9 protein-coding genes are annotated in these 13242 nt (G+C 59.0%); 4 read left to right on the plus strand and 5 right to left on the minus strand.

The window, feature by feature from the left end; all coding sequences use genetic code 11:
• Positions 1–77 precede the first annotated feature (77 nt).
• Positions 78–977: a class I SAM-dependent methyltransferase gene (locus tag AB8A50_RS01460; protein WP_439076513.1), complete on the plus strand. Its 900-nt coding sequence runs from the start codon at positions 78–80 to the stop codon at positions 975–977.
• Positions 974–1435 (plus strand): GtrA family protein, encoded by a 462-nt coding sequence (locus tag AB8A50_RS01465; RefSeq protein WP_439076514.1) that lies wholly within the window; start codon positions 974–976, stop codon positions 1433–1435. Before AB8A50_RS01460 ends, AB8A50_RS01465 begins: the two co-directional genes overlap by 4 nt.
• A gap of 15 nt (positions 1436–1450) precedes the next feature.
• Here the strand turns inward: AB8A50_RS01465 and AB8A50_RS01470 are convergent, their stop codons facing one another.
• The 3 genes from AB8A50_RS01470 to AB8A50_RS01480 form a co-directional block, all read right to left on the minus strand.
• Positions 1451–3340: a hypothetical protein gene (locus AB8A50_RS01470; RefSeq protein ID WP_439076515.1), complete on the minus strand. Its 1890-nt coding sequence runs from the start codon at positions 3338–3340 to the stop codon at positions 1451–1453.
• 328 nt (positions 3341–3668) lie between these two features.
• A complete protein-coding gene (locus tag AB8A50_RS01475) occupies positions 3669–5600 on the minus strand; it encodes a class I SAM-dependent methyltransferase (protein ID WP_439076516.1) in 1932 nt (643 codons plus the stop codon).
• Positions 5601–5794: 194 nt separating this feature from the next.
• Complete coding sequence (locus AB8A50_RS01480; RefSeq protein ID WP_439076517.1) at positions 5795–6964, minus strand: FkbM family methyltransferase; 1170 nt, start codon at positions 6962–6964, stop codon at positions 5795–5797.
• On the opposite strand from AB8A50_RS01480, the gene AB8A50_RS01485 reads away from it, so the two are divergent.
• Positions 6963–7166, plus strand: coding sequence for a hypothetical protein (locus AB8A50_RS01485; RefSeq protein ID WP_439076518.1), 204 nt, complete (start codon positions 6963–6965; stop codon positions 7164–7166). The genes AB8A50_RS01480 and AB8A50_RS01485 overlap by 2 nt on opposite strands.
• Here AB8A50_RS01485 and AB8A50_RS01490 read toward each other — a convergent pair.
• A complete protein-coding gene (locus AB8A50_RS01490) occupies positions 7163–8191 on the minus strand; it encodes an NAD-dependent epimerase/dehydratase family protein (RefSeq protein WP_439076519.1) in 1029 nt (342 codons plus the stop codon). The two genes, AB8A50_RS01485 and AB8A50_RS01490, sit on opposite strands and share 4 nt — an antisense overlap.
• A 437-nt stretch (positions 8192–8628) precedes the next feature.
• Between AB8A50_RS01490 and AB8A50_RS01495 the strand changes: the two genes are divergently transcribed.
• On the plus strand, positions 8629–11550 hold the full coding sequence (locus AB8A50_RS01495) for a hypothetical protein (protein WP_439076520.1): 2922 nt from the start codon (positions 8629–8631) through the stop codon (positions 11548–11550).
• 109 nt (positions 11551–11659) lie between these two features.
• Here AB8A50_RS01495 and AB8A50_RS01500 read toward each other — a convergent pair whose 3' ends face one another.
• On the minus strand, positions 11660–12988 hold the full coding sequence (locus AB8A50_RS01500) for a UDP-glucose dehydrogenase family protein (RefSeq protein ID WP_439076521.1): 1329 nt from the start codon (positions 12986–12988) through the stop codon (positions 11660–11662).
• Positions 12989–13242 lie beyond the last annotated feature (254 nt).

The raw sequence follows: 13242 nt of genomic DNA on the forward strand, positions 1-13242 counted from the left end.
TCGTTTCCAACGTGTCGCGTGCGTATGACAGGATTGTCGTGCGAATTGAGTTTTTACTGGCAGGATGAGTTGCTACTATGCTGGTAGAGACCTCATTTGAACGGGTATTGTGCGTTATGGCTTCAGCCGTCGTTAAGACCGATGTTGCGTCCTTCCTAAATAGACATTCGGCGGGTGTTTCAGAGGTGCGTCCCGATTTCTGGTGCGTGACGGATGTTGCAGCCGTCTCCTATCCCCAGGAAGCTCACCTTGCTCTCGCAAAGGTTGAAGAGACATCGTTCTGGTTCAGGCATCGCAACAAGATAGTTACCAGCGCAGTCAATCGCTTTTCGAATGGTAAGGCTTTCTTCGAGATTGGCGGCGGAAACGGATATGTGTCGCTTGGCCTGAAACAGGCTGGTTGCGACGCGGTTGTCGTCGAGCCTGGTAGCGAGGGTGCCAATGTCGCGTCTCGGCGTGGCCTTACGGTGATCAATGCGGCCTTGTCCGCGGACCTCTTTGTTGCAGGCAGCCTGCCGGCGATCGGCCTCTTCGACGTCATCGAGCATATTGACGACGACAAGAAATTTCTCAGGGAATGCTGGGATGCTCTTGAGCCGGGCGGGTTTATCTACGTCACCGTGCCGGCCAGTCAGGGTCTTTGGTCCACCGATGATGAGTATGCCGGACATTATCGGCGCTACAGCCGGAAGAGTCTAAGCCAACTGCTTGAAACAACCGGCTTTGACACCAAACAGGTGAGCGGTTTCTTCTTGCTGCTGGTTCCGCCGCTGTTCTTGCTGCGCACCCTGCCCAGCAAGTTCGGTCAGAGGAAAGTGACGTCTGTAGATCAGGCGGTCACCCATCACAAGGAGGGGCTCGTCTCCCGTCTGATCGGCTCGCTGTCCGGTTTCGAGATCGGCGCGATCTCCAACGGATATTCGCTTCCGGCCGGCACCAGCCTGATTGCAATCGCGCGCAAGCCGCAGAGCAAATGAGCGACCTTGGTCCCGGCGCGAGCGCGCTCTCCCGCGCCTTCAAGGCGCTTGTCGCTGACGACAGAGCGCGCCTGCAAGCCGTCCGGTTCGTGATCATCGGGCTGAAGAGCAACGCAGTTTACTATATGCTCTATGTCTTGCTCGCGCTGGCTGGGGTAGGGTCCAAGACCGCCGTGGTGATCGTCTTTGTTTTCGGAATGGTCTATGCGTTCTGGTTCAACAAGGCATTTGTCTTCCGGGATCGCGATCATCTGAACTGGCAGTTCGTGCGCTATATGGGCGTCTACATATTCGCGTTGGCGTTGAATCTGGTTCTGTTGGAGTGGGCGACGACCTCTTTAGGATTCAGCCACTTCCTGGTTCAGGCCGTTCTTGGAGTGGTAATTGCGATCCCGATCTTCTTTCTGCTGAAGTATTTTGTCTTTCCATCCAAGGAACAGGGTGCGGTCGGGCCTTGATCCAGTGCTCTGGGCCTAGTTTTCCTTGTAGTATTCGATCGACCGAACTGTCGCCCGGCTGATGCCGTTGGGTGACTCGTTTCTGAAAACAAGGATCGGGTTTTTGGCCGGAAGCGGAAGCCTTATATCGACGGTCTGATCGATCGCGCGGATGCCGACCGATACGGGATTTTGCAGCGCGCTGATGTTGTCGGAGGTTGCGGTTGCCATTCCGATCTGGCCTTCGCTGACCGTCAGGGTCACCCGCACGATGATGTGCTGCAGCCCTTCGATGTGCGCCGGGGACAACAGAGCGGTTGCCCCGTAGCACCACTGGCATGCAGGCATTGTCAAGGCGATGCCGTTGGAAGCGATTCCGATCGCGCCGCCATTCTGAGGCATGATGGGATAGAGGGCGAGTTCTCCGATCCGGGCGCCTATGGGCGACGCGACGGGAGCAAGCTCGACGATGGCGATCACGTAGGACTCGACGGGCGCCGCGTAATTCCCGCGCGCGATCTCGGTGAAGTTCGCGGGTATGCTTTTCAGTGCTGCGAAGGCCTCGTCGAGCTCCTTGTCGCTACGCGCGATAACGCCGATGAACGGCTTCTGATGCACGGATTGACGGACGGCATCGTCAATCAGCGGCATGCCCGGACCGGTAAAGTCCTGAACGCGGCTGTAACCCCAGAGAAACATCGACTGCATCGAGTTCAGATTGACGTTCTCTGGCGCGTTGCTGTACCAGAATCCGATTGCCGTAGGCGTCGGCACGTGCTTACGCACGAATTTCTGCAGGAATACCGCGCCCGCATAGACGTCCTTTTCAAGCTCTGCCTTCTCTTTGAGGCCGGGCCAGGACGCGTACTGGATTATGACCCGCGGCTGCCAATAGAACATGAGGGTGGTGGACACGATCAGGCCTGCAAGCAGAGCTGGCGCCGAGTTGATCCGTGGACGGAGCAGGGCGAGCACCACTGTGATGGCAGCCAGGGCAATCCAGATCCGTATATCGTTGGGGATCGTGGGGGGCATGGCCTGCCGTGCAAACCAGAGTCCCGCGAGCCCGACGGCGGTGCCGATGCAGATGACCCGGAAAATGGTCGGCGTGCGGGTTGAGGCTATTCCGGCGATGGCAATCAGAGCCAGGAGACAGCCGGGAAGCAGGTAGACCACGTAATAGAACAACGACAGCCAGCCATGGCCCATGAAATGTAGGCCGAACACGCCGGTGGTGAGAAGCGTAATGTACAGCGCCGCGCCGATGCAGAAGTCACGCTGCTCCTGCTGGAGCGCGGACCTGTTCAGCGCCGTGGCAAGGATGACGGCGACGCAGAAGAAAATCGGCAGCAGGAAGATCAAGTTGCCGATCGCAATGATGTTGCTCAGCGAATGGAACCAGTTCGACATCTGCCCGCCGAGAAGGGTGCGTGCAGAATTGAATGCGGCGGCTTCAATAAAGATGCGCGAAGTGCCGGTCGCAAGCGAAAACAGCACCTGGAGCATGGCATAGCCGGCGATGAAGCCGAAGATGATCGCAAGCGTCAGGCGGATTGCCGGAAGAACGCCGATCTTTCGATTCATCCAGAACCAACTGGGGGCGAAGAGACCAGCGACCATCAGGAGATGCAGGTTGCAGTTGACGGCGAGAGCGAGCGAAAAGCCCGCTATGACATAGGCCGGAACGCGATGGCGTTGAGGAACGAGAATGAATGCGAGTGCCACCAGAAAGTAGACCGTCGCGAATCCATCATAGTGCGTCCACGAAATCGAGCGAAGCAGCCATGGAATGAAGCAGAGCCAGGATATTGTGAGGACCGCCGTGGCGAAGCCGAAATAGCGCTGTGCTATCCGAAAGGCGGCATAGGCTGCCGAGGTGAGCACCAGCAGACGGCACAAAAACAGCCCATTGGTCTGGCCAAACACAAGCAGAAATGCACGATCGAGAAGAATATAGGCGATACGCGACGAATAGTAGGTGTGACCGTATCGGTGGTAGGTGCCGAAGTAATCGTTGACGTAACCGGCATAGACATAGGGATCGAGGAATCCGGCTTGCAGAATCAGTGTCGACGCTGTCGACACGATCAGAAGGGCGAAGCCAAAGCAGATTACGAGCGGGAGCAGATGCTCGATCAGTTCAGCGCGGTTCGGCGGCCGCATCGCAATCGAAAAAGACATTCAAGCCCCCCGGCCCAACGAATTTAAATTAGTGCAACCAATCACCCCTCGTGCCGTGCACGAGGGGCTCACATCAAGCCTTGATGCCGATGAGCAGGAAGCTCGGGCGAATCCAGAAAAGTTTGCTGAAATGAGGTGCCCAGGCGGCCAGATTTTCGGCGACGCCCGTCACAACCCCGCGGCTGGCGGAAAGTGCCTCCACGGTGTCGTGATCTGGACAGAAATCGTGCCACAGCATCATGCCACCGGACCGAAGCAGTGGGAGCGATTTCTCCGTATCGTTCTTGACCACGTCGGGCGTGTGACCGCCGTCGACCAGCACGCTGTCGAAGAAACTGGCTGCGAAACCTGACGTATCCCACTGCTGACTGTCTGCAAGGATCTGATGCACCCGCGCGCCATGTCCGGCGGCGCGGTACATCCAGCCGATCATGTCGCCGGAATCGGATGCATCCTGGCCGGACGAATAGACCATCTCTCCGCTCTGGCTGCGCTCGCCTTCCGGAAGATTGAGGGTCCAGATCTCGGCGTCGCAGGCATCGGCGCAGAGCGTAGCACCGAAGCCCTGCCACGTTCCGAATTCGAGATGACGCTTGGGCTGGGCGTTTCTGTACAGATATTTCAGGATCGGCGCGTCGTCGATTTCCATCTTGAACGACGACAGCGAACGGTAATAGGTCTTGAAGGGTGTGATGAAGTTCTCTGCATAGCCCAGATAGGAGCCGAGTGTCTCCGAGGGTACGATATCGATCGTTACGTCGGCGGCCGCAGGTTCGGCCGGTATCGAAACCATGCGCTTGAGATCGCCCTGGCTGAGCGTGCTGATATCGTTGCGCAGCGCGAAAGCCGTCGAGCTCGTCACGACGGTGTTTCCTGTAAAAGCGCGCATATCAATGATGCGGGCCGTTGCGGACGTCTCGAATTCATCGACATTGCGGAAGACTATGGCATGAAGGAGCTCAGGCTTGGGCACAGCAAGCGAGATCTTCTGCGTGCCGCCAGAGGCCTTGACCGCTACTTCAGCGCCGGCATAGGTCGAGTAGTCCTCGCCGACGCAGCCGATGCCGAGCGAACCGGTCTTCACCTCCAGTTCGACTTCGACGACAATCGGCTCTTTCACGTCGGCATAGCCGGTGCTGCGGACGAATGACAGCCCATACGACCAGCGCGGCGCAATCAGGTCGAGCGTCACGCTTTCGGCCGTGCCGAGCTTGCCACTGACCTTACCGTCGTTGTGCGACTGGGGCGCGGGCTTGAAGAATTCGGGAAGGGGCCGATCCTTCTTGAACTGGCTCTCAATGAAAATCGGTCGCTGTTCGAAGCTGAGCGACAGGCCGTCGGTGGCAGGCGCGGGCGCATCAAGGCGGCGCAGTACGAAGTTTTCGTGATCGAGCACGAGCGCATTGCGGAAGCCCTGCGAGACCAGCCATTCCAGGGCCTCATTCGCACTCTGGCCGCGCTTGTCGAGCGCATGGTTGAGCTCGACAACGACCCACGGATTGAATTTGCGTAGCGTGTTCTCGGCGCCGCGCAACACTTCGAAGTCGAAGCTGTCGACGTCGATCTTGATGCAGTCGAGGCGCTTGACGTTCAGCCGCTTGACGGCATCGTCGAGGGTCAGGAAGTCGTATTCCTGCTTCTCCGCATCCTTGCCCCAGATGCGGAAGATGCCGTCTTCGTGTCGTCCCGAGCGTGCTCCGAGGGCAATCTGATGCGGCGTGATATTGGTGCGGCCGTGATGGGCAACGTTCTTCTTCAGAAGCTCAATGGTGGAGGTCGGCTCAAAGGAGTGGATCTGTCCCTGCGGGCAGAGCCGTGACATCAGGATCGAATAGTACCCGACATTGGCGCCGATATCGAAAATCGTCCAATCCGGCTGTGCCGTTTCGACGAACCAGCGCTTGGTCTGCAATTCGCAGTACGGATAGTAATCGGTGAAGCTCTCGTAATAGGCCACCATTTCGATCGGCTCATGGCCAGGCACGTGTGTAATTGCTTTGTCCATGATCAATACGCCTCTTTAAACTCGCTGGAGCCGATTTGTAGCCTTGGTCGACTCTATTTGTCGCCGACCCTTTTGCAGAACCTGGGACGTTAGCGCAGATCGGCCACAGAGCCGGTCGGTTGAAGCGGGCGCGGGCCTGAGGCGCGGAAGCCGGTTCTGTCGTCCGTGCCCGACCCGATGGCCCGCGGCCTCTGTCAGTTACGGGGCGTGATACGCGACAACAGCGCGCGTGCAATGCGGCGCGGATGCAGCCTTGTCATGGCGGGAGCAGGGGGGTGTGCAGGCGCCGTTGCGCCTTGCACCACGCCGGCTGCAGGCGCGTTCGACGAGTTCCCAAGGTAGAAAATATCACGATTGGCTTCGAAGGCCGCCATGAGCTCCTTGTAACTCATGCCGGTGGACGCGCCGAGATCGGTTTCTGCTACAAGAAGATCGAGGCCGGCATCGACATTGATCAGGGGCTGTAGCCGGATGCGATAGGTGACCAGAACCTGCGCCGCACAATCGGGCAAGCCGAACAGTGAAAACAGGGCTGCGAGCTTCAACAGTTTTTCCGGTCCGAAAGACGGCGCGGACTTGCTCCACTCCTCACTGCCGACGTCGCGAAGATAGAGCGCGTCGCCCTGATAGGGCCGGCCGGCGATGCTCTGTGCGGGAATGCGGAGCTCATAGCGGTGCGGAAGCGCAGCAGCCGAATAGGATCGCGTCGTGAGACCGAACAGATCGAAGCCGTTCTTGCGCATGAAGCGATCGGTATTGTGGAATGTGTGCTCGGTCGGATCATCCGATCCGTAGAAATTCACTTCTGCGCAAAGTCCCAGAATACGCCGGTTGCTCAAGCTTTCCTCGAGCGACTGCAGAACGTCGTAGTCGTCGCTATCGATATCAATCTTGATGAAGTCAACTGAACCGAAGCCGATCTGATCGAGATAGTCTGGCAGGAATAGCCTGTCCGGGTCCGTCAGTTTTGCCTGTGGCCAGGCATTGATCTCGACCTTTTCGGTCGGGGAGAAGTTCTTGATCTGCTCGGCCATGATGCTCATGGTCCGGTTCACCGCAAACCGGTTCCATGGATTGCGCGAATTGGGCAGCCGGCCGCCACGGCGAATGCTGATCGGATTTTCTGCCGGCACGCCCACAAATGCGGCTTTGTAGTTGATCTTCTTCGAGGTCTCGGCGCGCTGAAGGCGCTCAACCTCGTCGATGTTCGGATCGAAGCCGACGGCAGCGAGGTGGTCACCAAACACGCGCCATGTTCCGTCGATGCCGCCGCCGCATCCGACGTCGACCAGTACGAAATCTTCGTCCTTGAGAGACTTTGCGATGAATGCAGCGAACGCGCCGCGGTGACCAAGCATTTCCATGATCGACCCCTACCACGGCCTCTTATTATTGATAAGCGATATTCAGGTGGCGCTATTGCCCATCCCGTGCGTCGCGCAGCAAAGTTCGACGGCGCGGCGGTGCAAATACATTTTCAAAACAAAGCGCCGGCCGAATGTCACGGTCGACGCTCATGTTGGTGCCAAAGCAGGACGAGAAGATCGTTCGCCCGATGCGATTTAGCTGACGAAGGTCAGATTGCGCTGCTTGGAGTTGGCGCTGCCCGCCATCTGGTCGTAAATCCAGGCATAGGTCTTCGCCATGCCGTCGATCAGCTTGACCGATGGCTCCCAGTTGAGCTCGGACACGATAAGCGTGTTGTCGCTATTGCGACCGCGGACACCCTTCGGCGCGTCGAGCTTGTACTTCCGCTTCAGCTTGACGCCGGAAATGGTCTCGACCGTCGAGACCAGCTGGTTGATCGAGACGAGCTCGCTGGAACCGAGGTTGATCGGATACAGGATTTCGCTTTCCAGGATCGCTTTGGTGCCCTGAACGCAATCATCAATATACATGAAGCTGCGGGTCTGCTCGCCGTCGCCCCAGATCTCGATTTCGTTGGAGCCAGACAACTGGGCCTGAATGACCTTACGGCAGATCGCTGCCGGGGCCTTTTCGCGGCCGCCATCATAGGTGCCCCAGGGGCCGTAGACGTTGTGGTAGCGCGCGACACGGCTCTGGATGCCGAAGTCTTCCATGAAATGGTGCGCCATGCGCTCGGAGAACAGTTTCTCCCAGCCGTAGCCGTCTTCCGGCATGGCCGGATAGGCATCAGCTTCCTTGAGCGCGGTGACGTTTGCATCGGTTTGCTTGCCGGCGGCGTAGACGCAAGCGGATGATGAATAGAACAAGCGCTTCACATCGGCATCGCGTGCCGCCATCAGCATGTGCGTCGACGTCAGCACCGAAAGCATGCAGAGCGCTTTGTTGTTCTCGATGAAGCCCATGCCGCCCATGTCGGCAGCGAGATTGAAGACGTTGACCATATCCTTGGTCGCCTTCCGGCAATCGTCGAGCAGGCTTACGTCGAGGACGAGGCTCTCGACCTCCGGGAAATGCTGGTACCAGTCCTTCAGCGGCTTGCGATCCACAGCGCGAACGCGCGTGAAGCCACGGCCAAGCAGGTCCGACACGAGATGGCCACCAATGAAACCACCGGCTCCCGTGATCAGCACGGGATCATTCTTTTCCAGCTTGTAGTTGCTCATGGGAACCTATGAATTGGGGGGGCTGTCAGGGACGAAATTTCGGCGGAAGCTAGTCGATCAGCGCTGGATTGCCAACCACAAAAGCGCCTCAGTTCACTGCCGTTCGCGGTGCGCGGCGGAGGTTGAGCTGCAAAGCTATCTCATTGAACGGCCTGTTTATTTGGCACCGTCCTGAGTTCCCGGTTTCAGCGGAAACCGGCATTTCCATGTGTATTTCGCGAAGATTATAGTCCACGTTACCGAGGTGCAAGATTTTGTACGCCGGACTGTCCTGAGGGTCACTGGAAATGCGGTGGTCATCGACAGAATAAGACGATGTTCCTTGGATTACCGGTCAGACGACTTGCTTCCTGAAGTACAACTGGATTATTCGACAGCAACATATTTTCGCCGCCAGTTCGGCGGCGCCGTACCTGTCTCAGGAAAGTTGTGCTTTCATGATTTCCATCGTTCTTTACGGCCGCAATGACAGCTACGGATACAACCTGCACAAGCGCGCGGCGCTTAGTTTCAATTGCATGGCCGAGTTGTTGACGGATGAGGACGATGAGATTCTGTTCGTCGACTACAATACGCCCGACGACTTCCCGACTTTTCCCGAAGCCATTCAGGACACGCTAACGCCATTGGCGCGCAAGCGGCTGCGCATCCTGCGTGTCCGACCGGGTATCCATGAACGGTTTCGCAACAAGACGCGTCTCGTCGCGCTGGAGCCGATCTCACGCAATGTCGCCGTCCGCCGTTCAAACCCGGCGAACCGCTGGATCCTGTCGACCAATACCGACATGATTTTCGTGCCGCAGACCGGACAATGGTCGCTATCCGACATGTCGCGCGATCTACCCTATGGCTTCTATCACGCGCCACGCCTGGAGATTCCCGAGACGCTGTGGGAGGGGCTCGACCGCCAGAACTCTCATGGCGCGATCGAGATGATCAAGGACTGGGGCACGACGCTGCACCTCAACGAAATCGTCCTCGGTGCAAAGACGATCCTTTACGATGGTCCCGGCGACTTCCAGTTGATGGAGCGCTCCGATCTGTTCCGCTACGACGGCTTCCATGAGGAGATGCTCCTCGGCTGGCATGTCGACTCCAACATCGCCAAGCGTCTCTATCTCGTGCACGGCACGGTGGGCGATCTCGGGGAACTTGTCTACGGTTATCACTGCGACCACACCCGGCAGATCACGCCAATGCACAGCCATTCGCGCACGCAAAATGACTGGCGGCGCTTCATCGACAATGTTGAGGAGCCGGGCGTTCCCGAGCAGTCCGACATCTGGGGCTGCAATGGTGAGGATATCGAAGAGGTCAGGCTGTCCGGCGGTTTCTCGTCCGGTTACGTCGCAGCGCTGCGCTCCGCCATCGGAGCGCCGTTGGAGAAGCCGCCGATCGTCAAGTACTCATCGGAGTCCTATGGCTTCGTCGACTACGATCCGAAGCATATCCTCTCATTCCTGCTAGATATCTTCATTACCGCCAATGTGCAGACGATGGTGATCGGATGGATGGGAATCCGGCGCGAGACGCTCGAGATGTTCGCCCAAGTCTGGGCGAAGCAGGGCTTCGTCCAGCCGATCCTGGTCGATGAAACATTGGCCCGCGGCAGCAATCTGAACGACATTCCCAACGTTATTGCGGTGAGTCAGGTGGATCTGTTCGCGCGCGCCGGTGCGTTCGTGATCGATTTCGGTGCGCCGAAGATCGGCGCACAGCTCACGTCGACGCAAAAGAACATGCTGACCTATCTGTTCCTTGAGACGGTGGAAGCAGAGCGCGCCAGCATGGCGAGCGGGAAAGCCCCCCGGCGCGTGGTGTCGCTAAACGCCATTCATACGCCCTATGAATCCCTGGTCGCGGCGAACGTGGCCGCCGGCCTGACGCCATTCGCGACCAGAATGCGTCACGGCTTCGTGCTGCCTCCGATCGTGGGACCGCAGGACTGGACCGCGCTGCTTCGCCCGACGGACGCTGCGGAGCGGGAAGGAACAGTCATTCGTGCGCGGCCAGACGCAACCGGCATGATCTGCTTTGGCCCATACCAGCATCTCTCCAAGGGGGGGTACCGGATTGAATTCAAGCTGTCGGGGCAGTTGCCTGCCTATGCGCTGTCGCATGCGCCGGCAGGTGTGATCGAGCTCATCGGCAGCGAATACAACTTCGGTTATGTGCCCATTCGGTTCGCGGATGTTGCCGCAGGCAAGGTCACCTTCGAGCTGGAAGCCGACAAGATGCTCCTTGGCCAGTCGGCAAGCCTGCTGCAGACCAGGGTCGTCGCGTCGCGGGCCATTGGATTGACCGTCTTGTCTTTGACTTGCGAGCGCGTCGAGAGTTTCTCGTTTTCGGATGTTCGGTCGTTGGGTGGCGGTTCGGACTGGCTGTCCGCCTTCCGCCTCGGTCCGGTGGGCCGCTGGCGAAAGGATCTGAGCGTTACCGTTGCCGGCGGAGCGAAGGATCTGCTACCCGACGCTGCCCGCTTCCTGATCGCCGCGGCTGGTGCGCGCAAATCCGACAAGCGGGACGTCGCTTACGCCGCGCGTAACCTGCTCAGCACGGCACGCATGCTGCTTGCCGGCCCTCGGTCGTCGGTTGCCACCGGTCCCCACGCGTTGCTCATGGCGGGACGCTATGAGATGTTGATTGGTCTCGAGACGGCAGCGCCGGCCAATCAGCCTTGGCTGTTTTTCGGCGTGCATTCGAAGGGGCGCGTCCGGTGCGCCGATTTCATCACCGGGCAAGACGCGCGTACCGGCGAAATCCGGCGTGAATTCGAGGTGCATGTCGACGAGTCGCCCGATGGCGAGATCCCCGTCGAATTCTTCATCCATGCGTTGGGGCATCGTGGCCGGATCAAGTATCTGCGAATTCGGCGGCTGGGCGATTCCGTACAGGATTCACCCTGGATGGATTATCCTGCCGCAGATGTCGACTGGCTATTGGGCGCTTCGGTTGTCAGTGTTTCGCCGCAGGGGAGCACTAAGATGCGCCGTCTCTTCGGTCGTTGGACTGCGAGCGGAGCGCTGTCTGTCGGTACAGGCGAGAGCGGGCCGATCGCCAACAGTGGATCGCGTGCCCTGAAGCCAGGGCGCTATGAGGCAGTGATCCAGTTCAAGGGCAAGGGCGACCGGCCGTTCCTGCGCGCCGAGGTGGTCTCCGACGACGCAGTGCGTGCCACCGGCGAGATCGGTGGCAATGGAGCGCAGGGCAGCAGCCGCGTGGCGTTTGAACTTCATCCGAACGAGACAGACTCCAGCGTGCCGGTCGAGATCCGCCTGCAGGCACTTGGCGGCGCCGGCGGCGTCGTTCAATCGATCAAGGTTTCCCGTATAGGCGATGCGAGCCCGAAAAGTTCGTAGATCGATGTGCCGAGCGAGGCGATAAGCTGTTAGGCGGTACCTCGCGACGAAGCGTTCGCTCATCAAATGAAAGGGCCGGCCGGGACAATGTCCGGGCCGGCCCTTTTTGTTAGCGGCTGCCGTAGCCCATGCGGGCTAGCGTCGTGCCAGCCGGCACGTCCTCGGCACTCACCACGCGCCATGGATCGATGATCACCTTTGGCTTGGCGCCCAGATCGAACAGGTTGCGGCCCTTGAACTGTGGCCATGGGGTCGTGATCACGATGACGTCGGCGGCGACGGCGTCGGCCAGATCATTCGCGAACAGGACCTGGTCGACAAGAACGACTTCGGCGGCCTGCATGGCCAGCGGATCGTAGACCGTCACCATATAACCGGCTGCGCTCAACTGGGCTGCGAGCGCGACACCCTGGCTTTCTTCGACCACGGGCGTATCGGGCTTGTACGACAGACCAAGCACGGCGACGCGGCTCGGCGGTTCGGCGTGGGCCTGAACGGCACCGATCAGACGCTCGATCTGGTGATCGTTGATCTTGTCGGTTGCTTCGGCGAGATCGCAGCGGGCGCCGATCATACGGCCGAGCGCCGCAAACGCCTTGTTGTCGCGGGGGAAGCAGGGGCCGCCGTAACCGATGGCGCCCTTGATATACTTCGATCCGACGCGGGTGTCGGAGCCGACGGCCGTGGAGACGACATCGACGTCGGCGCCCGGAAGCTTGTCGCACATCTCTGCGAGCATGTTGGCGTAGGAGATCTTGGTCGTCACATAGGTGTTGACCGAAATCTTCGTCAATTCGGCATTCACAAAGCTCATGCGGCGGATGATCGGGTCGTTGTCGCAGGACTGCTTGTAGATGCGTTCGAGCATTTCACCGGTGGTGGTGTCGGATTCACCGATCAGGATGAAGTCCGGGCGCAGCATGTCGCGCACCACGGTGCCGAGGGCGATGAATTCGGGATTGTAAGCAAGACCGAGCTGCGGACCGACGACACGACCGGACGCGTCTTCTAGTTCCTTCTGGATTTCGCCGCCGGTCGAGCCAGGCATCACGGTGGACGTCACGACCACGACGTGGCGCTCTTTCTTGCTGCGAAGCGCTTCACCGATCGAGCGCACAGCCGACAGCACAAACTTGTTCGAGAACAGCTTGTCGTTGCCGCTGGGGGTCGGAACGATGATGAATGTGACGTCGGAGCCCTGGACGACTTCGTCCCACGAATGGGTTGCCCGAAGCCGTGAACGTGCCTTGTCTATGTACTCCTGAAGCTGCGGCTCATCGACCGCTGCGTGGCCCTGATTGACCGCGTTAACCAGCTTGTCGTTCAGATCGAGCCCGATGACGTCGAAGCCCTTGGCTGCCATCACGGCTGCCATCGGCGACCCGAGCTTGCCGAGACCGATAATCGAAATGCGCGGAGACTGGTTCACGGAGTTCATTTTGATCTCATGAAAACTCACCTCGCAGGCAGGGAACGGTTGAGCGAGGCGATTGGGTTGACGTTGATGGGAAAAACATCCGCATCGGGCTTGTGACCGATAGATGAAACATAATCGAGCTGCGGCGAAATCTGCTTTCAGATCAAGGCAAAGCGGTGCCCCGCACGCGGGCCGTTATAATGATCTCTGTTACCAAGTCCATATGGTTTCGCCCTGTGTATGGATCGTTGGGGCGGTGAATTGCGGATCGTGGC

This window comes from Tardiphaga sp. 841_E9_N1_2 (genome assembly GCF_051811065.1).
In the GTDB taxonomy this organism is placed as follows: domain Bacteria; phylum Pseudomonadota; class Alphaproteobacteria; order Rhizobiales; family Xanthobacteraceae; genus Tardiphaga; species Tardiphaga robiniae.